Here is a 21210-nt window from a genome sequence, read left to right on the forward strand (position 1 = left end):
CGCCCCCTTCTAATGAAAATATGTGCGCCTTTCTGCCTCGCCAGTATGATGTTAATCTAAAAACATCATACCCAGTCGCTAATAAGGACACCGCCATGTCTCTCCCCTCCAAGGCTATTCTACTTGGCTTGGCGCTTGGTTGCGTCACCGGGGCGAACGCCGCCGAGGCAAAACAGCAGCTCGTGTTGGCCATTGGCGGAGAGCCGGAACAAGGCTTCGACCCGCTGCTCGGCTGGGGGCAGTATGGCAACCCGCTATTTCAATCGACATTGCTCTCGCGGGGTCGCGACTTATCCCCGCAGCCACAAGTGGCCACCGACTGGTCGCTGTCCGAGGACCGTCTGACCTGGACGCTGACGCTGCGCGATGACATTCGTTTTGCCGATGGTACCCGACTTACCGCCGACGATGTCGCCTTTACCTTTAATGCCGCCGCCGAGGCCGGTGGCCGGGCTGACCTCAGCGCGCTTGAAAGCGCCGAGGCCATCGACTCACAAACCGTCACTCTGACGCTGCGCGAGCCACGCATTACCTTTATCGACCAGCTAATGACCCTAGGCATCGTCCCCAGCGCCGCGCGCGACAACGGCTACGACGATAACTATGGCCGCGACCCGCTAGGTTCCGGGCCGTATCGACTGGTGGAGTGGCAAGAGGGCGAGCAACTGATTGTCGAGCGTAACCCACACTTTTATGGCCCCACGCCGCCGTTTGAGCGGCTGGTGTTTTTGTTCACCGGCGAGGATACCACCCTGAATGCCGTTCGCGCAGGTGAAGTGGACCTGGCCGCCCTGCCGCCTGCACTTGCTAACCGGTTGCCCTCGCACATGCGCCGCGTGGTGATGGAGAGCGTCGATAACCGCGGCATTTTATTTCCCATGCAGCCCGACAACGGCGAAACCGCGGATAACGGCGCGCCCATCGGCAATGATGTCACTGCCGATATTGCCATTCGCCAAGCAATCAACCTGGCGCTCGACCGCGACACCCTGGTGGATGTGGCGCTCGAAGGCTACGGCCGTCCGGCGTTTGGCCCCGCCGACGGCCTGCCGTGGAGCGACTCCGACGAAACGCTGGATGCCCCCGATCTCGAACGTGCAGCGGCGTTACTCGACAACGCCGGCTGGCACCAAAGCGACGACAACCTGCGCGAAAAAGACGGCCAGCCAGCCCGCTTCAAGCTGACCTACCCCGCCGGCGACACCACCCGGCAACGGCTGGCGGAAATTAGCGCGCAAATGGTCCGCCCGCTGGGCATCGAGATGCAACCTACCGCCCGCCACTGGGACGAGATACAGCGCAAAGCCCTCCACCAAGATGCGGTGGTGATGGGATTTGGCAGCCATAGTCCTCAAGAGATTTATTACCTGTACCACAGCCAGCATAGCGGCAACGGCTTTTACAACAGCGGCTTTTACGCCAACCCCAGCGTGGACGACCACCTGGGTGACGCCCAGCAAGCCGCCAGTGCAGAACAGGCCGCGGAGCACTGGCAAGCCGCCCAGTGGGACGGCGACACCGGCTACGGCGTGCGCGGTGAGGCCACCTGGGCGTGGATGGTCAACCTGGAACACGTTTACACCGCCGACCGATGCCTCGACCTTGGCACCCTGGGCGTTGCCCCCCACGGCCACGGCTGGCCGGTTACCGCTAACCTGCTCGACTGGCGCTGGACGTGCGACTAATCGCCTTCGTGGCCGTTCGCCTGCTGCGCCTCGCGCTGGTGCTGGTGTGCGTGGCGGCGGTGTCGTTTGGCTTGATGATGCTGTCACCCATCGACCCGGTGGACGCTTATCTGGGGCCACAAATGGCGCAGGTAAGTCCCGAACAACGGGCGCTGATTGCCGAACGTTGGGGGTTTGACGCGCCCCCCGTGGTTCAGTTTGGCCACTGGATGAGCCAACTTCTGCACGGTGACCTGGGCATCAGCCATATCTATAACCAACCGGTGAGCGAAGTAATCGGCCAGCGCTTTCAACGCTCTATCGCCCTGCTCGGCAGCGCCTGGCTGCTTGCCACGCTGCTAGGGTTCGCCCTGGGGATCATCGCCGGTGCCAAAGAGGGCTCCATGTTAGACCGTGTGATCAGCACCTACGCCTACTTCACCGCCTCGACCCCCGCCTTTTGGCTGGCCATGCTACTGCTGCTGCTATTTTCAGTTTACCTGGGCTGGACGCCGGTGTGCTGCGCTGGCCCCACCGGTACCCGAAGCCAGGACGTCGACCTTGTCACCCGGCTTCACCACCTCATACTGCCGGTGGCAACGCTTGCCTTACTGGGCATTGCCAACATAACCCTACATACCCGCACGCGCATGATCGCGCTAATGCACTCCAGTATTGCCACACATGCCTTTGCCCAAGGCGCCAGCCGGTTAGATATTGCCTGGCGGCACGGCATCCGCCATGCCAGCCTGCCCGCTTTGACCCTTTCGCTGGCCTCGTTGGGTGAACTGTTTGGCGGCTCGGTACTCGTCGAGCAAGTGTTCGCCTACCCAGGCCTGGGGCAAGCAACCGTCGCCGCTGGGCTGCGTAGCGATGTGCCCCTATTGCTGGGCATTGCGATGTTTACCGCGCTGTTCGTAAGCATCGGTAACTTACTCGCCGATACGCTCTACGCGCTCATTGACCCGCGCATGCAAAAGGTACCGCAATGAGCCGCGCGCAACCCCGGCGCGATGTACTGTGGCTCGGCAGTGTCATGGTGCTGATGCTTGTCGCGCTACTCAGCAGCCGCTGGCTGCTCGGCGACATACCCGGTCAGATGCAGTTTGACGCTCGCTTGGCGCCCCCAAGCCTCAACCACTGGCTGGGCACTGATGCTCTGGGCCGCGAACTCTGGGCGCGCACGCTGGCGGGGCTAAGCCTGAGCATTGGCGTTGGCAGCCTGGCGGCGCTGCTGGGCAGCGTGATTGCATTGAGTCTCGCGGTTATCGCCACGCTTAATAGCAAGCTCGACGCCTTGGTGAGTCTGTTGATCGATACGCTGCTCAGTGTGCCGCATTTGATTTTGTTACTGCTGATTGCGTTCGCGTTAGGCGGCGGTACCCACGCGGTGATTATCGCCGTGGCGGTCACCCACTGGCCGCGCCTGGCGCGTCTACTACGCGCCGAGCTACTGCAGCTTCGCCATGCTCCCTATATCGCCATGTCCCGGGCGCTGGGTAAGTCACGACGCTTTATCGTGGTCTATCACTGTCTGCCCCACGTGCTGCCCCAATGCGTGGTAGGGGCGCTACTGCTGTTTCCACACGCTATTTTGCACGAAGCCGCGCTGACCTTTTTAGGCGTGGGGTTGGACCCCAGCCAGCCCGCCATTGGCGTATTGCTGGCCGACGCCATGCGCTATTTAAGCGACGGGGTTTGGTGGCTGGGCGTATTTCCCGGGCTTGGGCTGCTGCTGGTGGTCCTTGGCCTTGAACGGCTTTCCAGCCATCTGCGCCAGGCGCTGTGAGGAGAAAGGGAGGATGACATGCTGTCGATCGAAAACGTAACCCTACAACTGCCCTATTACGCCAACTGGTGGCAGCGCCGCTGGGCCACCTGCCTGGACAGCCTAAGCATGAACGTTACCCGCGGTGAGGTGCACGCGGTGGTGGGCGCCTCGGGAGCCGGCAAAAGCCTGCTAGCCCACGCAGTCATGGGGCTGCTGCCCAAAAACGCCAAACTAACCGGCGAGCTTACCTATCAGCAGGCACCACTGACCGCCCAGCGCCAGCGCCAACTACGCGGGCGCGAGCTGGCATTGATTCCCCAGTCGCTCGACGCCCTCGACCCCTTGGTGCGCAGCCAGCGCCAGGTCAGCTGGGCGGCCCACCGCGCAGGGCACGCCAGGGGCAATGCCTGGCAAGCCGCAGGAAACGCACTCGACCATTACCAGTTAGACGCACACGCCCGGCACGCCTTTCCCCACCAGCTCTCCGGCGGCATGGCCCGGCGTGTGTTAACAGCCATGGCCCACGTGAGCCATGCACAGCTGATCATTGCTGATGAGCCCAGCGTCGGGCTCGACCCTGTGCAGCGCGACCGGGTGTTAAACGCCCTACGCGCGCTGGCCGAACAAGGCAAGGCGGTGATCATCATTACCCACGATTTACGCCACGCGCTGCGCATCGCCGACCAGGTGAGCCTGATGCGCGACGGGCGGGGCATTGAAACCGCGCCTGCCCACGCCTTTGCAGGCGCGGGCCACGCCCTGACAAGCCCCTACGCCCGTGCGCTATGGCAAGCCTTACCCGACAACCAATTCAGCACGCCAGAGCGCGCCCCCCAGGAGAGCCAGGTTGCTTAACGCGCACCATTTGCGAGCAAGCTTTGCCAACCAGCCGCCGATTCTTGATGACGTATCGCTTTCGTTGGCGCCGGGCGAATGGGTTGGGCTTAACGGCGATTCCGGTGCGGGCAAGTCGACCCTGGGCAAACTACTGGCAGGGCATCTTATGCCCCAGGCGGGCTATGTGGAGGTTGATGGCGCCGCATTACCGGCACGCGGCTTACGGCCGGTGCAATGGCTGCCGCAATCACCGGAGCTGACAGTGACCCCCCGCTGGCGGGTCAAGCGCATTTTGGAGGAAGCCTGGACGCCGCCCGACGCATTGCGCGAGGCGTTTGGGATTGAACCCGGCTGGCTGAACCGATACCCCCAGGCACTATCCGGCGGCGAATTGCAGCGGGTAAACGTCCTGCGGGCGCTCGTGCCGGGGGTGCGCTACCTGGTGGCCGACGAGATTTCCAGCATGCTCGACCCGCTCACCCAGCTCGCACTGTGGCAGGCGCTACGCCAAGTGGCCGAAGCCCGAGGGTTGGGCGTGCTGGTCATCAGCCACGACGAAGCACTACTTAAGCGCCTATGCACTCGCCGTCTGCGGCTTAGCGAGGGGCGTCTGCACGGCGCTCAAAGCGCCACAGCGAAAGCGCCACAAGCAACGTCACGCTAAGCAGCAGCCACGAAGCGAGCGCCACGCCTTGCCAGCCCGCCCATTGCCAGAACGGTTCCAGCCAAAAACCACCCAGGCTTGCGCCCACGTAGTAAAACACTAGATACAACGCCGAGGCGCTGCCCCGCGCGCCCTGGGCGTAACGCCCCACCCAACTGGACGCCAGCGAATGGGCCATAAAAAACCCAAAGGCATTAACGGTCAGCCCAACAATAATTAATAGCAGAGAATCGGCCAGCGTTATCGCCGTGCCCAGCATTAAAATCATCACCCCGGCGCTCATACAGGCTGCCGGTGAAAACCGCTTGGCCAGCCGCCCGGAAAGCGTAGAGCCCAGGGTACCGCCCAGGTAGGTCAAAAAAATCAACCCCAGACTGCTCGCGGCCAACTGGTAAGGCGCGTCTGCAAGCCGAAACGTGATATAGCTGTATTGATTGATAAAAATCAGAAAATTGATGCCACCCAGCGCATAAGCGGCGAGCAATACCGGGGTACGCAAATGCCCGGCAAGATCACTCAGCGCAATGCGCAGTTGAAAGCGCTGCGGGCGAAACGCCTGGCTGGTCGGCAGCAGGCGCCAGAACAACGCGCCGCCCAGCAGCGTTAGCACCCCCACGGTGATAAACGCCGCCGTTGGCCCACCAATATCGGCTGCCGCGCCACCCACCACGCGCCCGCTGATGCCGCCCAGCGAATTGGCGCCAATATACAGCCCCACCGCACTTAACAGCGCCGGCTTATCAAACTCATCGCCCATCCAGGCAATCGCCACGGCAGGCAAGCCACCCAGCACAAAGCCCTGCACCAAGCGCAGCGCTAAAAGGCTTTCAAAGGTAGGGGCAAACGCCAGGGCCAGCGAGCAGCCACCGGCCAGCAGCAGGGTAATGCGCATAATGCCTTCGCGGCCAATGGCATCGGAAAGCGGCCCGAATACCAGCAGCGCGAACGCCAGCGACAGTGTCGATACCGACATCAACAAACTAACGCCCAGGGTAGACACGCCATAGGCCTCTTTAAGCCCCGGCAGCAGCGGCTGCGGGGCATAAAGATTGATAAACACCAGAAAGGAGCCCAAACACAGGGCAAACGTAGCGCGCCACCAGGCGCGCGTATGGGCTTCAATCATTCCATTCCTAATCGTACAAAGCTGGGGTGGCTACCACTGCTTACATCGACCGGGAGGCGCTGGTTTGCGGCGTGTCATTCAGCTTTGCCAGGTGCGAGGGCGCTAACGGCCGCCGCGACTGCCAGTAATAGCGGTTCCAGTAGCTATTATCCAGGCTCGAGATAATCACACCCTTGGAGGTAGAGGCATGCAAGAAATGCCCGTCGCCAACATAGATGCCCACATGGTCATACGCCCCCGGTGGGCGGAAGAAGACCAGATCGCCTGCCCGCAATGATTGGCGGTCGATCGAGCGTCCCTCGTGAATTTGCCCACGGGTGGAGCGCGGCAGATCCAATTCAAACGTATCGCGGAAAATATTACGTACCAGTGCCGAGCAATCGATACCACGCTGACTGGTACCACCAAGCCGGTACGGCGTTCCCACCCACTCCTCGTGCTGCGACAACAGCGCCTCACGCACTTGCTCGATGGGAGAACCCTGCCAGTCGCCGAACGCTGCATTGTCTCCATCGTGGGGCGACATCTGCGCTTCCCAGTCGGCAGGCAACCCCGGCAGCGAGCGGGCAAAATAGTCATCGGGCGCGTCGTCTTGAGGTGCGTTACCGGCACAGCCGCTTAGCATCACCACGAGTAGACAACTGCTTGCTGGCACACTAAAGGAACAAACTTTATGACTTTGAGATAACCTATCTCGTAAAACACGGACAGCGGTCACAACCGAGTGTGGCAACGCAACCATGCGCGATCCCTCGTCAATAATTGAGTAAAAACATCAACCTCCCAGCTCTATTCATGAGTGGGTTCTTTTTGATCAACTGACGACTATAAGCGAAACGCACCACTTATGGCGAGTTTCAATGTAACGTGCGCTGGTCGCCGGGCAATGTATCGATATGCAGCGGTGCAAAATGCCGTGGCTTTTTACCGGGAAAATCCAGGCTCGCCCATGGTCCGGCGAGTATCGGGGCCGCACACAGCCAGGCCACCAACGCCTGCCGAAAACTGGCTAAAAAGCTCTCTCGCTCGGGGGTTTCGCCCATAAAAAACGAAAAACCAGCGTACATGCCAGCGGCGTAATCCTGCCAGCCGGCATAGTGATCCGCGGCCAGTTGATAGGCACGCGAAAGTACATCGGCAAAGGCAGCGGATGAAAGCCAGCCAAGCTGACGCCCGGCAATGGCCAGATCAACCAGCTGGGCGATATCCCAGGCCGCCATATCCACTTCGTTGCAGCCGTCTTCATTATCGCGCACGCGGCGCAGCCGCAGCAGGTGGTGGCGATCCTCTTCGCCGCAATCGCCGGACTCCAAAATGGCAATCTCGGCGTCCAACCGCTGGGTATTGAGCGTGTAGGGGGCGTAGTTGATTTGGTATTCCTGACGGTCGCCCGCCTCTAGCATGGAGGTTAAAAACGTCTGCATGTCATCGGCACTGGCAAGGTGGTAATGGCTTTCCACCCACTCACGAATCTCGGCACATTCACGCGCGCTTTCCCGCTGCGGCTCACTCCAAACGGCGCTGTTCAGCGGTCCCACCAACGACATGGCGGTAAATTGGCTAAGCGTTGGCCGCTCACTGGGTTCGCTCCACGCCTCGACCCGCCACTCTAACCAGTGAAACAGGCTGCCGGGGTCTTCCAAATGCCAGGCAATTTCATTGCACAGCGAGGCGTGCTCGCTCTCCGGCAGGCAGTGTTCCCAAGCCAGCCAAGCTTCTAACAAGCGTTTGGCATTAGGGTAAAAGCGGCATAAACAATTGCGTAGCGAGCGCGCATAGTCGAGTAACGGTTCGGGCTCGAGCAATTCGCTGTTAAGTGCCATGTGCAGGTAAAAGGCGAATTTTTCCGCCATATGGATGGTGGCCGCATGACGGCTGACGCTCTTTAACGCCTGGCGTTGGGTATTAATCGGAAAATCCGGCTGGCCAAACAGCGTGGCAGAAGGCGGCATCACGCCGTGGGCGGCATCCGCAGCAAGCTGGTTTAAGTGATGCGCCTGGGCAGGCAGCCAATAGCGGGCCATGGCTGACGCGCCCTCATCGGCATGCATGCCTAAGGTGCCATCCAGGTATTCGCCAGCCTCGGCACGCTGGGCTTCGCTAATCGGTATGCTGGGATTGGCGAGGCGCAGCATGGCGTCTGGCTCGCGAACGCCCGCCAGCGCCAGCAGCCAGTGGTGCGGCGTATCGCGCCATTGGCTAAGCAGGGCCCGCGAGGCCGCTTGCGTCTCGGCGCTCAGCAGGTGGTCCACCGCAACCTGCCAAGGACTAAACATCCCGTTTAGCAGCATGGTTTCACGCTTGGGCGGCGTCATGTCACGGCGGTCCATGCCGTCAAACAAACTGTGGCCCCGGCGGTAAGCGGTGACCACCGCTCGCCAGTCGTGGTAACGGCGCTGAAGTAGCTCGGCCGCATGGGCGGCAAAGGCATCCGCCTCTGTCTGGCTCAGCCAGCCGCTGCACGCCCCGGCCCAGGCCAGTTCGACAAGCCGCATCCAATCCCACGCGGCCCATTCCAACGGCTCGCCTTCATTGACAAAACGGCATAGCACGCCTGCATGACGAGACTCGGCCCGGGCATTACGCTGCCATTCCTGACGTTGGGCGGCATCCATGGCGAGTAAGTCGCGGGCTTCAACGTCCCAACGCTGGCGTTCGCCCTGCGCCCCCAGCCAAAGCAGCCCGGTAAGCAACTCGTCGCGATCGTTAATTTCCCAGGCGGTGTTGAGCCAACTGGCTGCGTCCGGCCAATCCGCCGTGCTTGCCGGGTAATGCAGCACCGGACGGAACAACGCACACAGCCGCCAAGGCTGGGCCACGGGGGCGGTCGGCCATAGCGTCACTTGGCCATATTGGCGCAGCGCCGCTTCAAACATCTCCCAGGTAACCCCCGCCCCCTCGGCTTCTGAATCCGAGAGCACTTGGCAGGCGTCAATAAAACGGTCATCGGCCCCGGTGGCCCAGCCACGGACACCCAGCGAACGGCGAACATCGCCCAACCAGCCACGCAGGTCGCGGTAATCGCGGTTGATACGCTGCATCACGCAGCAGGCCCAATCGCTGGCTTGCGCGGGGCTTATCCAGCCCGCCGCTCCCGCCAACGCCGCCCACTCAAGCGCCGCCAGCAGCTGGTCGGCCTCGCCCGCGGGGGCATGCAGCGCCTCCAGCCATTGCTCGGCCAGCTCACCCCGGTGGGTGATCCCCTGACCCAACAAACGCTGCTCCGCTGCCCCCGCATCCACCGACAAAGGATGCGGCGTAAAATGCCAATCGCAAAGCACCAACTGCTGTGCCCACCAAGCATGTAACGCGTCACCCAAGAGTCACCTCGACAAAAAACACCCGCTGCCCACAGGCAAGCTTAAAGCCGCTTAGTGTAACGGAAACCACCCCAAAGACCGATAGCACGCAGCTTTGATAAACGATCAATTTATCGGAAGGTGCCACACAGGCAGGCTAGAGAGGGTTCTCGTAGGAGCGCAATTCGTTGCGCGATCAGCAATCATCAAGCCACCGAAGCTTATCGCCCGACAAGTCGGGCTCCTACAGAAGCTGGGTGCATAAAGCGGGTCTCGCAGGAGCTCAACTTGTAGAGCGATCAGGAAGCATCGAATCACCAGCCGAACTAGCCAACAGCCACCTGATAAGCATGGGCAACTTTCAGCAAGGTCGATTCATCCCAGCGTCGGCCCACAAGCTGCATGCCAACGGGCAGGCCCTCCGAAAACCCGACCGGTACACTCATGGCCGGGTGCCCGCTGACGTCAAACGGGGCGGTGTTGTGCAGATTGCCAAGCGCACTGGCCAGTGTGCTGGTGAGGTGTTTGTCAGCAGGCCTGCTGACCGCTTTCATGGCGGTGGTGGGCATAATCAGCAGATCATATTCTTGCAGGGCGTTGTCATAATCGCGCGCGAGGCGCCGACCGATATTCTGGGCCTTGCCATAGTAGTGCCGATTATACTGTTCGGACATGTAATGCCCGGCGAGCACCGTCATTTTCACGGTGTCGCTAAAGTCATGCCCGCGCGCACGGCGAGCTCGTCCGTAAAAGTCCATGAGCTGGGTACTGTAATGCCCGCGCCAGTTGGTGCCATAGCCATCACCTCTGACCATCAGTTCGGTCGCCCCCTCAAAGGCGATCGCGCTCCATAGTGCCAGCCCGTCGGTGTGCATCGGCACCGACACCTCCGAAGCACGCGCACCGGCTTTTTCCAACACGCTGACGGCTTCTTTAATGGCGGCGTCCACGTCGGGTTCACTGACGCCGTCAATGCCAAACCCTTCGCGCAGGATGCCAATGCGTAAGCCGGTAAGATCTTCGCTAAGCGATTCGGTGTAGGTTGCCGTGCGCACGTCGTATTGGCGCGGATCTAACCCATCCGAGCCTGCCAAGACTTCTAACATAAGCGCGCAATCTTCCGCGGTGCGCGCCATAGGCCCAACGTGGTCGAGAGTAAGTTCAATGGGGAAAATACCCGTGTAAGGCACCAGACCATGGGTGCCTTTGATGCCGTAACAGCCGCTCCAGGAGGCAGGTAGCCGAATGGAGCCCCCCTGGTCGCCCCCCAGCGCCATATCGACTTCTCCGTTGGTCACCACCACGGCGCTGCCGTTGGAAGAGGCGCCAGCTAGACGCTCACGGTCATGTGGATTGACCGGCTGAGGCTCGGGATAGCCGGTACAGCCGCCACCGTCAAAACAGAACGCAGGCACCGCCGTCTTGCCGATGATATGCGCGCCAGCGTCGAGCAGCCGGGTGACCACGGTGGCGTCTTCGCGGGGCACAAAGCCTTCCATGATCGGAGAGCCATTCATCATGGGAATCCCGGCCAGGGCGATATTGTCCTTTAGCGCGACCGTTCGGCCCGCGAGTGGCCCTTCGTTGGCACCGGGCACCGAACATTTCCACGCCCAGCCGTTGAGCGGGTTGTCGTCACCAACCGGGCGATAGCCCAATTCTGCCCGCGGATAGTTGACCGGCAACGATTCATCCGCCAGTTCATCCAGGCGATCATAAATCGCCATTGAGCCCGCAACGGCGGACTGGAACTCGCCCAGTTCCTCAAAGGAAAGGTCAAAGCCGTAATAATCGGAAATGGCCGCTAACGTATCGATGCCGGGTCGCTTCACACTCATGGTCAACTACTCCTGTACGCGAATGCTTGCCTGAAAAGAAATCCAGTTAGGGGTGTGCTATCTCTCCAGTAATTCAAGGTAGTGGTGTGGCAGGCGCATCGCCACTAGGTCCTTGCGGCGCACTGCGCTATTCGGATAAGCGGAGTCCAGGTTGCTCGTATCGATGGCAAGCTGAACGCAGCCCGTGCCGCTGGTCAGCAGCGCCTCCTGGCGGGGAAAATGAAACGTATCCGGGCCGAATATCCCGCTTAGTCCGGGTAATCCCGCCTCGGGCAAATACGCGTTGGCGAAAGCGAAATAGCAGTTGTTCTCGCCACCTCTGACCCGGTAATGGTGCCAATGATAATCGTCTGCCCCGGTAGGGATTGATACCGGCTGCTTAATCTCAGTGCCGGGGTGGGCACAATGAAATGGGCCCGGTAAGGCGGCAGGGCAAGCGATCACATCACACCCCCGCAGCGCCAGGATGCGCCCCGCCTCGGGAAAATCGGCATCGTGGCCAATCAGCATTCCCACGCGACCTAACGGTAAATCGCAGCTTACCCACCGCTCGCCTGGGGTCGCCCATTCGCGGTCAGCATCGCTTAAGTGAATCTTGCGATAAATCGCTATCACGCCCTGCGAACCCACCAGCGCGGCCGCATTGTAGAGCTTGCCATCCGACGTCTCCGCAAAACCAACCACGTAATACTGCTGCCGCTCCTCTGCAAGCCGACGCAGCGAGTCGAAAACCGGGTGATCCGACGGGATAGGATTGATCGCGCCAGGGTCCAGCCCCGTCAGGGCTAGCTCGGGCAACACCACAAGTTCCACGTGCCCAGCCTGGGCGATCAGTGAAATACATTGGGAAAGGTTATCGTCGAGGTGATTCGAGGGCGCAAATTGCGCAACCGCGATGGTGCTTGCTTTGCCCTTGGGTAAAGGCTGGTGGCCATAAAGCCTGAAAAAGTCCAGCGGGTTCCAGGCGTAAGTTTGGTGGAGCAGTTCATGATAAAGGTCGGGGCGACGCTCAGCGGCCAACGGCCCGGTAACGCGGTCGGTATCAATCTCGCCCAGCACGACCCCATCACCGTCATCGCGGCTCGCCTGGACATGCCCATCCGGGTCAATCACGCAGCTGCCGCCACTGAATTGAACGCCCCGTTCAAGCCCCCAGCGGTTACTCTCGATCAGGTAGCAACCATTTTCTCTGGCGCGACTGATCCAGTAGGGTGCCGGTGCTCGCTCGGCGAGCCAATTACTCAGGTGGCAGATGACATCGGCGCCCTGCAGCGCCACCAGCCGAGCGGTTTCGAGAAAATGAATATCCATGCAGATGAGCAGCGCAAGCCGCCCGAGCGACGTCTCGAAAACCTGATGGCCCGTATCCCCCGAGGCCGCCCACTTTGGCTCGGCAATGTAAGGGTGGCTCTTACGATGCTTGCCCATATAGCCTTCTGGGCCCACTAGCACCGCGGTATTGTAGTAGAGCCCGTTGGTGGGCTCTACTTCGGGAAGCCCGATAACGATATAGCAGTCAAGCTTCGCCGCCAGGGCGGCGAAGGTGTTGGTTGAAGGCCCGGGGACCGGCTCCACATAGGGCGCCACTTCTTCCCTTGCATACCAGCAGTAACCGGTCAGGCCCATTTCCGGCGTGATGATCAGCCGCGCCCCCGACGCAGCCGCCTCTTCCACTAATTGCTTCAGCGCCTCGACATTGCGCTCTTTGGCGAACATCTCAGGCTCAAACTGCACCGTGGCGGCAAGGTATTTCATCGTTACCTCCCCGCTTGCTAGCGTGCTTGCCCGACGATGGACTTGAGAATGGACGCGCCCAACGTATATTTTGGGTCGACCATATTGCCCAGCCGCACCCGGCCTGCCTGGGTAAGCAGCATATAGGCTTCGATCTCATCGAAATCGAACTCTGCCGCCAGCCAGCGGACCAGCTCTCGGTAGGCGATGCGCGTGGCATCTTCCATGGGCCGCGCCGAACCAATGGTCATATAAAACTGCTCGTTTTCCAGGCGCGGCCACTTGAACGTCCAATCCTTAATCAAGTCGACCTGTACGGTGGTCACGGTAGGATGCTCGATAGCCACGCCGCACAACTCACCATCGCCCTGCGCCGCATGGCAGTCGCCCAGATACAGGTAGGCGCCTTTCGTGTGCACCGGCAAATAGATCACCGCCCCCGGCGCCACATCGGGCAAGTCCATATTGCCGCCGTAATAATCGGGGACCAGCGAACTGATCGACTCGATCTCTGGCGATACCCCAATGGTGCCAATAAACGGCTGATACGGCAGGGTAATCTTGTCGGTCCACTTGACGCCGGTGACCGCGTCAACCTCCACCTTCTTTACCCGCTCTGGTAGCGGTGCGTTAAGTAGCGCGGTGTCCCCGGTTGCCACCAGACCACCAAATTCGGTAATCAGCGCCGTTGTGCCACACGGCTGCGGGCCACGGGGTTTCATGTCGTGGATATACACCGCCAGGCAGTCGCCCTTCTCCGCCCCCTCTACATAGATCGGCCCGTTCTGCGGATTGAGGTAAGGCAGATTAAGCAGCTCGCTTGGCTTGTCGCTTTCAGAGCGCAATTTGCCTTCGAAGGCGTCATGGGTTTCCGCACTGACGATATCCCCCGGCTGGATATGCAACACGGGCTTGGGGTTAGGCCCAAGCGTGTAGTGGTACTGACCTTGAACGGCCTCTGTTAGTTGATGGGTCGTACCCGGCTTACCCTTGGCAACGGCGCGACGCGCCATGATGGAATGATCAAACCAGTTCATTGTTCTACTCCTGTTTAGGTGCTTTTTTGCGGCTTCCGGTCATCGCTCCAGCGACTGCGGACCGGAGCTTGCGTCATGGTGAAATGAACCTACGCTTTGCATGCCTACCTTCAGGTCACGCCCTGCCATCACACCGCCAGAATGCGGCGCATGGCGTCACGGTCATTGAGCTGCTCCTTCGCAAGCTCGTGGGTGATTTGCCCCTTGTCCATGACGTAGCAGCGCTGTGCCATGGTCATGATCATGTCCAGGTTTTGCTCGACGAGGAGAATGGTCACGCCCAGCTCGCGATTGAGCTTGAGGATGTTGCGCGAAATGTCCTTGACGATGTTCGGCTGGATACCTTCCGAGGGCTCATCGAGCAGCATCAGCTTAGGCTTGCCCACCATGGCCCGGCCGATCGCCAGCTGTTGCTGCTGCCCGCCGCTGAAGGTGCCCGCCCGCTGATTCGACCGCTCGCGGAGGATAGGAAAGAACTCGTAGACCCGCTCATAGTCGACGCCCTCGCCGGGCTGCTGGAGCATCTCGCCGACCTTGAGGTTTTCCCAGACGGTCATGCGCGAGAAAACCTCTCGCCCTTGAGGGATATAGCCAATGCCCAAGCGCGCGCGTTCGTGGGATTCGAGCGCACTGATATCCTTGCTATCGAAGCGGATAGCGCCTTGGCGATGCTTGAGAAGCCCGATAAGCGTCTTCATGAGCGTCGTCTTGCCGACCCCATTGCGGCCGATGACGGCCACCACCTCGCCGCGGCCAACACTCAGGCTGACCCCTTGAAGAACGGAGGTGGTCCCGTAGCCAGAGGTGACGCCCTCCACGCTCAACAGATGTGTACTATTCGTCGTCATCGGCTGTCCCCAGGTAAATGCGTGCGACCTCTTCGTTCGCCTCGATGTCGTTGATCGTGCCTTCCGCAAAGATCTCACCGAAGTTCAGCACGGTGACCTTATGGGCAATCTGGCGGACGAACTCCATATCGTGCTCGACCGCCAACACGGACATCCCCTCGCGATTGAGCGCCTGGATCATCTCGCCCGTGCGCGCGGTTTCTTCCGGCGTCATGCCCGCCGTTGGCTCGTCGAGCAGAAGCAGGCGCGGCTCGGTACTCACCGCCATGCCAATCTCAAGCCACTGCTGCTCGCCGTGGGAGAGCTCCCCCGCCAACTCGTCGGCCTTGTCGGAAAGCCTTACAAACGCCAGGGCTTTATCGATCGCCGCCGTCATCGAATCGCCATGCAGATGGTTCTGAACCGCGATCTGCATGTTTTGCCAAACGGACAGCTCAGCGAAGATACCCGGCACCTGAAACTTGACCGCAATGCCCTGCTTCACGCGCTCAAAGGAACGCAGCTTGGTGATTTCCTTCTCCGCGAAGTAAATCTTCCCGGCGCTGGGTTGATGCTCTCCAAGCACGAGCTTGAAGAACGTGCTCTTCCCCGCGCCATTTGGGCCAATCAAACAGCGGATTTCACCGGGCTCCATCGAGAAGTTCACGTCCTGGGCCACTTTCACGCCGTCGAAATGCTTATATAAATGTTCGGTTCGCAGTAGGGTCACGACATGCCCTCCTTACGCTTGCGAAAGCGGCCAAAGCGCTTGACCAGCCCTGGGATCAAGCCTTCAGGCAAAAAGACCACGATGATCACCAGCAGCAAGCCCATGATGACGAAGGCGTAGTAGCTACCGAAGATGGTGAGGTTCTGGAAAATGCCGAGCACCACCAAGGTGCCGATCAGCGTCGCGGTGAGGTCTTTACGGCCACCCACCGCCACCCAGATGATGGGCAAGGCGGCGGCCGCCAAATCCATGTTGGACGGGCTGATGTACTGCCCCCAGGCGGTATACAGCACGCCAGACACACCCGCCAATCCACTGCCGATGACAAAGGCAATCAGCTGATAGCGGCGTATGTCGTAACCCAGCATTTCGGCGCGATGCGGGTTCTCGCGAATCGCCACCAGCACATTGCCGAACCGCGAATTGACCAGCACCCGAAGGCTGAGATAGCACAGCACCACCAGGCCCAGAAGCAGGTAATAAAGCGGTACACCCGAATACAGCGCAATATCTCCTCCCGCCCAGGGAATGGTCAGCGGCGGCATCCCGGTCATGCCATTGTCGCCCCCCAGTCGGGCATCGCCGATCGCCCACTTAGAGCCCGCCGTCTGCGCCATGAAAGTGGCAAACACCAGCGTGGTCGAGAGCGTCACAATCCCCAGGAAAACCCCGCTAATGCGTCCATAAAACAGCAGGTAGCCAAGCAAGGCTGCTCCCAGACACGACATCCCGACGCCAAGCAGCACGCCCACCAGGGTCATGCCGTAGGCCGCGCCAAAATTGATCGTGACGACCCCATAGGTGTACCCGGCGAGCCCGAAGAAAGCCGTCTGGCCAAAGCTGAGTGCCCCGGTGTAGCCCCAGATTAGCGACAGCCCAAGCGCCATGAACACCCAGCAAAAGAAGTAGGCCGTATTACCAACGCTCCAGGCATCCGCGAACGCGGGGTAACCGGCAGCGGCACCCACGGTCAAGGCAAAACCGACCCAGAATAGCGGGCCCCGACCCAAGGTTTGCGGGCCGTTAATGAGCCGCATCCAGGCCGGCATCCGGGATGTCGACCGCGTCGGCATCGCGCCATCTCGCTGCAACATACTCATTTATGTACGCCCCTTGAGTAACCAGCCCGACAGGCCTTGTGGGAGAATGCGGATAACCACCATGACGGTGATCAATAGCCCCACCTGGCCAATCAGTTGCCCCTGCCACCCGGTTAAAAAGGCCTTGATCACCGCAAGCGTCGCCGCCGCCGGTGCCGTGCCCAGGAACACATCCGCCCCGCCGACAACCACCGTCACGAAGCTCTCGACCAGGAAATTGGCGCCAAGAGTCGGCACGATGGAGATCGTGGGGGCATAAAGCGCACCGGCCAAACCGGCCAGGGCCGCCCCAAGACCGAAGGTAAGGGAGTACATCCGCCCGGTGTCGATGCCCGTAGCTTTCGCCATGTGCGGGGCTTGAATCGTTGCCCGGGAGTGAATACCAAACGTCGTATGGTGAAACAGCACATACAGGCCAACGAGAAGCAGCACGGCGACCCCAAGCAGCACCATTCGGTAGGTGGAATAGGTGTAGTCACCCATCGAAAAGCTGCCCAGCGGCGTGCTGATGCCCGGCATGCTGGAGCCAAGCACGATCAGCGTGCCTTGGGTAATGATCAGGCTGATCCCCCAGGTGGCCACGATGGAGTCCAGCGGCCGGTGGTAGAGGCGATGAATAATCGTGCGTTCTAGCAAAATGCCCAGCACCCCGGCGGCAAGGCTGCCGCACAGCATCGCAATGGGCAGTGGCACCCCCAGGCGCGCCGTTGCCACCGTGACGTAGGCGCCGCACATGATAAATTCGCCGTGCGCCAGGTTGATGATGCCCATCATCCCGAAGATTACCGCCAGCCCCATGGCCGACAGCACCAGAAAGGCAAACGCATCCCCGAACTGATAGAACGCTGTGAACGCTAAATGTAAGGTTTCCATATCCAGGCTCCTGGTCAGGAAACGCCTGCAGCGTTTCCCACTTAATGCAAACTCACAGGCCAGGCAGGGTGAATCTCACCACCCTGCCGGGACGATGCGTGATATTTACTCGTTGGGAGGGCTAGACGGGGTGTACTGGGCACTCGGGTCGTTCTGGGTCAGGTCACAACCGTTGTCACCCAGCCAGTACGGCTCGATATTTTCCCAGGTTTCAGGGAAGGAGATCTCGTGGTTCTCATCCACTTGGGCCAGAAAGATGTTATGCGACATATGCTGGCTCTTGGGGTCGAGGCACACCGTACCTGAGGGGCCGTCGAAGCAGACATCACCCTCGGCGATCACTTCCCGAAGGTCTTCTTTGTCAGTCGAGCCATCGGCACGCTCAACCATCTGCTTGTACAGGTACATGGCGATATACGAGTTGGCGGCTTCCTGGTTCACATAGGGGGTATCGGGGAAACGCTCGTAGAACTTCTCAACGAACTCGTTTGCCTCGGGGCTATCGACTTCTTCGATGAAGTTCGTGGTCACGAACATGTTCTCAAGGCTTGGCGGTGCAAAGCGCTTATGCTCGTAGCCCTGCCCAACGTTCACCGATGAGGCCATGGGAAGCCCCAGGTCAGCGGATGCCGCCTGCTCGTAATAAGACGCCTGATTGGAGCCGACCAGTAACGTCACGACAAAGTCAGGATCCTCACTTTGAATGTCCTGAATGGTCTGCGAGAACTGGGAGACATCCAGCGGAATGAAATCCTCACCGACGATTTCGCCGCCTTCCTCCTCTACGATCTGGCGCACCCACTCCGCCGAGATCTGGCCAAAGTTATAGTCCGCGGCAATCGTATAAACGTTTGAGCCATACTTCTCCATCATCCAGGGAATCAGGGTCGAGAACTGCTGCTCGGGGACCGCGCCGGTGACGATCATGTTGGCGTCGCACACGCCGCCTTCATACTGGTTGTTGTAGAACGCCAAGCCATCGAACTGGTTGACGATGGGTCGGTACGCTTCCCGTGATGACGATGCAAACCCCGCGAAAACGGTATCGACCTGATCACGCTGCAGGACCCGGCGCATCAACTCCTGATAACGGCGATCATCCGACTGCGTATCGTAAACGACCAGTTCCACTTCGCGACCCGCAATACCGCCCGCCTCGTTGATTTCCTCGGCCGCTAATTCAATAGCATCCACTTTAGCCTGCGTCACCGCCGCAAAGTTGCCGGACTGGTCCTCAAGCACACCGATCTGGATGGGATCATCCGCCGAAGCGCTGCTCACGAACGTACCCGCTAACAACGTTGTTAAAGTTGCCGTTCTCTGAAGTGTTGAGTATTTCATTTGTATACCCCTGATGTAGTTTTACTTTTTCCTTCCTCGCCGTCCTGCAGCAAAACAGCTCCCTAGTCGCCTCTGCTGAAAAGGAGAAACGACGTTTTGCTCTTAAAATCTGATCGCGCTATGCCACTTCGATTGATCGCTACGCATCCGCTACAAATAGCGGTTCAAACGGGTTTCCCTAAGATGATGAATGGCGTCGAAATCCTGCTTCAGTGCCGCCACCGCAATCTCACCCGACACGAGCATGGCCGCCAGATCCTCAAGGGATAGCCGCCGGTTCATGCTCGCCGACCGCAACAGGGCAAAGGCGTCATTGACCGAAATCCCCATGTCCTCCATAAGCTTGATCGCCGCCGTGCAGACGACCTGGCGAGCGCGCACCTGCTGTTCCAGCCGCTCCAGCTTTTGCGCCGTCTCACAGCACTCGTTGAACGTTTGGTAAGCGATGATCAGGCTCGCGAGAATACCGGCCTTGCGTAGCGGCTTGGTGAGATAGCCGCACACGCGGCGTTCGATAAACCAATTCACCGAACCCGGCGCATCCGACCCGATCAAGGCAATCGCCGGCCCCTGGACGCTGTCGATCATGCGCGTGATGCTGCCAAACTGGCGGCCCAACTCATCATCGAAGAACACCAGGTCGAACGGCCTTTCGGCCACCGCCTCGTCGTGGTTGTCATGAGCGACCGGGGTGACACCCAGCTCGACCAGGAATTGCGTCAGCACCGCTCGGTCCTTTTCGGCGGCACACACGATCAACGCACGGTGGCCCCTGAAATTGCGTCGTGTGGTAACCGTCATCGCACAATCCTTAAGCCAAGGGTGTTCTGGGCACTGGGCGTTTGCTGCTTAGCGGAGCCTGCACCGCTTGCCTCAGCCCAGACGAGATAAGGGTCCGGGCGAACGGGGGCGTCCGCTTCTGAAATCACCTCGAACGTGGCGTCTTCGCGGGAGATGCCCAAACGCACGGTCAAGTAACTGTGATTACTCTCGGGATCGACATGCACCCTTCCCTGCGGCGCCTGGAATGACGTTTTATGCAGGGCGTTTTTCACCCTGTCGATATCAACCGAATCGGCGCCAGCCAAGGCAAGGGCAAGCAGGTGAACGGTGTTGTAGGACGCCTCAGCATCGGCGCTGGGCAGCGCATCATCGCCATAGCGTTTCCGGTAACTGCACACGAACCGCTCATTCACCGCCGTCTTGATGGTCGAGAAGTAAACGCTCGAGGCGAGGTGCCCGCCGCACGCCTGAGGCCCGATCTGGGCAAGTTCCGGCTCGCAAAGCGTACAGCTACCCACCACGGTTTTTTGCAAGGCGGCGTTCTCGTCCCGCGCCTTGGCAAACGCGCGGTAGAACGCATAGCTGGATTCACCAATCAGCATGTTCATGATGAAAGCAGGACGCTTTTCGTGAATCTCTTCGATGATACGGGCCACATCCAGATCGCCGACCTGCAGGTAGCGCTCGGCAATCATCTTGCCGCCATGCGCCTTGGTCAGCTCGCGGATGATGCGGCCGTTTTCCCACGCCCAAACGTAGTTGGAGCCCACGAAGTAGACATCACGGGTGATATGGGCGAGCACATGATCCATCAGCGGCAGCACATGCTGGTTCTGAACGGCGCCGGTATAGATAACGTTGTTGTTGGTCTCAAACCCTTCGTAATGCGACGGATACCACAGCAAGCCATCGTATTTCTCGAAAATCGGGATGACTTCCTTGCGGCTGGAAGACGTATAGCAACCAATCACATGCTTCACGCCCTCATGGCGCAGCAGGCTGCGCACGTGGGTGCCGTAGGCAGCGTTGTCACCGGCCGGCTCGCATGCGATGGGTACCAGTTCAAAGGGAAAGCGCGCGTCCTGATTGACCTCTTCAAGCGCCAGCATCGCCCCGTCGCGCATCGAGCGGCCAACGGTGGCGTAGGGGCCTTGGGTGGAGAAAAGTATGCCAACCGGAATACGACTGTTCATTGAACGAGCTTCCTGTTTTCGGACATAAAAAAAGGGCTCACAACGCAACCTGACGGTAACGATGGGAGCCCTATTGCTCTGTGCCCTTTCGGCGTATGCCGACGCACAATATGTCTAGTACAGAATTTAGATTGTGACCCTTTTACGACTTTGTCAATCCAGTCACGCTATTTTTAGTCGAAGATCACTACCTGAACATTTACGCTAAGAAATTATTACGCTAGTTAGCAAAGCAACAAGCGTGCCAACTGATCCACGCCCGCCACAGCGGCTTTTGCGCACGCTTCATGAACAAACGATGCTACTTTTTGATTCAAAAAATTCGTGTTTGCGCCCCATCCAGGTGCATGGAATAGATCTTGTAGGAGCGCAACTTGTTGCGCGATCAGCAAT

Annotated in this window: 18 protein-coding genes; 5 read left to right on the top strand and 13 right to left on the bottom strand. The window is 59.8% G+C overall.

Going from position 1 to position 21210, the window contains the following annotated elements; all coding sequences use genetic code 11:
- Nucleotides 1-95 precede the first annotated feature (95 nt).
- Genes GA0071314_RS12470 through GA0071314_RS12490 form a run of 5 tightly spaced genes read left to right on the top strand, consistent with a single transcriptional unit; the run spans nt 96 to nt 4936 of the window.
- Nucleotides 96-1685 carry an ABC transporter substrate-binding protein gene (locus GA0071314_RS12470; RefSeq protein WP_074396945.1) on the top strand — a complete coding sequence of 530 codons (1590 nt, stop codon included), beginning with the start codon at nt 96-98 and terminating at the stop codon, nt 1683-1685.
- Entirely contained in the window at nt 1676-2656 is a 981-nt protein-coding gene (locus GA0071314_RS12475) for an ABC transporter permease (protein WP_074396946.1), read from the top strand. The genes GA0071314_RS12470 and GA0071314_RS12475 overlap by 10 nt, the downstream gene beginning before the upstream one ends.
- Nucleotides 2653-3453, top strand: a complete 801-nt coding sequence (locus GA0071314_RS12480; protein ID WP_074396947.1) for an ABC transporter permease — start codon at nt 2653-2655, stop codon at nt 3451-3453. Before GA0071314_RS12475 ends, GA0071314_RS12480 begins: the two co-directional genes overlap by 4 nt.
- A gap of 18 nt (nt 3454-3471) precedes the next feature.
- Nucleotides 3472-4290 carry an ATP-binding cassette domain-containing protein gene (locus GA0071314_RS12485; RefSeq protein WP_074396948.1) on the top strand — a complete coding sequence of 273 codons (819 nt, stop codon included), beginning with the start codon at nt 3472-3474 and terminating at the stop codon, nt 4288-4290.
- The gene (locus GA0071314_RS12490) at nt 4283-4936 is read left to right on the top strand and encodes an ABC transporter ATP-binding protein (protein WP_074396949.1); all 654 of its coding nucleotides are present in this window, start codon (nt 4283-4285) and stop codon (nt 4934-4936) included. The genes GA0071314_RS12485 and GA0071314_RS12490 overlap by 8 nt, the downstream gene beginning before the upstream one ends.
- On the opposite strand, the gene GA0071314_RS12495 is transcribed toward GA0071314_RS12490, so the two are convergent.
- The 13 genes from GA0071314_RS12495 to GA0071314_RS12555 form a co-directional block, all read right to left on the bottom strand.
- A complete protein-coding gene (locus GA0071314_RS12495; RefSeq protein ID WP_074396950.1) occupies nt 4869-6062 on the bottom strand; it encodes an MFS transporter in 1194 nt (397 codons plus the stop codon). The genes GA0071314_RS12490 and GA0071314_RS12495 overlap by 68 nt on opposite strands.
- A 40-nt stretch (nt 6063-6102) precedes the next feature.
- Nucleotides 6103-6687 (bottom strand): NlpC/P60 family protein, encoded by a 585-nt coding sequence (locus GA0071314_RS12500; RefSeq protein ID WP_074398524.1) that lies wholly within the window; start codon nt 6685-6687, stop codon nt 6103-6105.
- 232 nt (nt 6688-6919) lie between these two features.
- Entirely contained in the window at nt 6920-9382 is a 2463-nt protein-coding gene (locus tag GA0071314_RS12505) for a DUF1266 domain-containing protein (protein WP_074396951.1), read from the bottom strand.
- A 305-nt stretch (nt 9383-9687) separates the two neighbouring features.
- Nucleotides 9688-11199 (bottom strand): amidase, encoded by a 1512-nt coding sequence (locus GA0071314_RS12510; protein WP_074396952.1) that lies wholly within the window; start codon nt 11197-11199, stop codon nt 9688-9690.
- A 57-nt stretch (nt 11200-11256) separates the two neighbouring features.
- A complete protein-coding gene (locus tag GA0071314_RS12515) occupies nt 11257-12954 on the bottom strand; it encodes a nitrilase-related carbon-nitrogen hydrolase (RefSeq protein WP_074396953.1) in 1698 nt (565 codons plus the stop codon).
- Nucleotides 12955-12971: 17 nt separating this feature from the next.
- Nucleotides 12972-13970: an acetamidase/formamidase family protein gene (locus tag GA0071314_RS12520; RefSeq protein ID WP_074396954.1), complete on the bottom strand. Its 999-nt coding sequence runs from the start codon at nt 13968-13970 to the stop codon at nt 12972-12974.
- A gap of 128 nt (nt 13971-14098) precedes the next feature.
- A complete protein-coding gene (gene urtE, locus GA0071314_RS12525; protein WP_074396955.1) occupies nt 14099-14818 on the bottom strand; it encodes an urea ABC transporter ATP-binding subunit UrtE in 720 nt (239 codons plus the stop codon).
- Nucleotides 14805-15527: an ABC transporter ATP-binding protein gene (locus GA0071314_RS12530; protein ID WP_074396956.1), complete on the bottom strand. Its 723-nt coding sequence runs from the start codon at nt 15525-15527 to the stop codon at nt 14805-14807. The genes urtE and GA0071314_RS12530 overlap by 14 nt, the downstream gene beginning before the upstream one ends.
- Nucleotides 15524-16627: an ABC transporter permease subunit gene (locus tag GA0071314_RS12535; protein WP_197668812.1), complete on the bottom strand. Its 1104-nt coding sequence runs from the start codon at nt 16625-16627 to the stop codon at nt 15524-15526. Before GA0071314_RS12535 ends, GA0071314_RS12530 begins: the two co-directional genes overlap by 4 nt.
- Nucleotides 16628-17500, bottom strand: a complete 873-nt coding sequence (locus GA0071314_RS12540) for an ABC transporter permease subunit (protein WP_074396957.1) — start codon at nt 17498-17500, stop codon at nt 16628-16630.
- 105 nt (nt 17501-17605) lie between these two features.
- Entirely contained in the window at nt 17606-18841 is a 1236-nt protein-coding gene (locus GA0071314_RS12545) for an urea ABC transporter substrate-binding protein (RefSeq protein WP_074396958.1), read from the bottom strand.
- Between the two features lie 150 nt (nt 18842-18991).
- Nucleotides 18992-19642: an ANTAR domain-containing response regulator gene (locus GA0071314_RS12550; RefSeq protein ID WP_074396959.1), complete on the bottom strand. Its 651-nt coding sequence runs from the start codon at nt 19640-19642 to the stop codon at nt 18992-18994.
- Nucleotides 19639-20817: a transporter substrate-binding domain-containing protein gene (locus tag GA0071314_RS12555; RefSeq protein WP_074396960.1), complete on the bottom strand. Its 1179-nt coding sequence runs from the start codon at nt 20815-20817 to the stop codon at nt 19639-19641. The genes GA0071314_RS12550 and GA0071314_RS12555 overlap by 4 nt, the downstream gene beginning before the upstream one ends.
- Nucleotides 20818-21210 lie beyond the last annotated feature (393 nt).

It is taken from the genome of Halomonas sp. HL-93 (genome assembly GCF_900086985.1).
Taxonomy (GTDB): Bacteria; Pseudomonadota; Gammaproteobacteria; order Pseudomonadales; family Halomonadaceae; genus Vreelandella.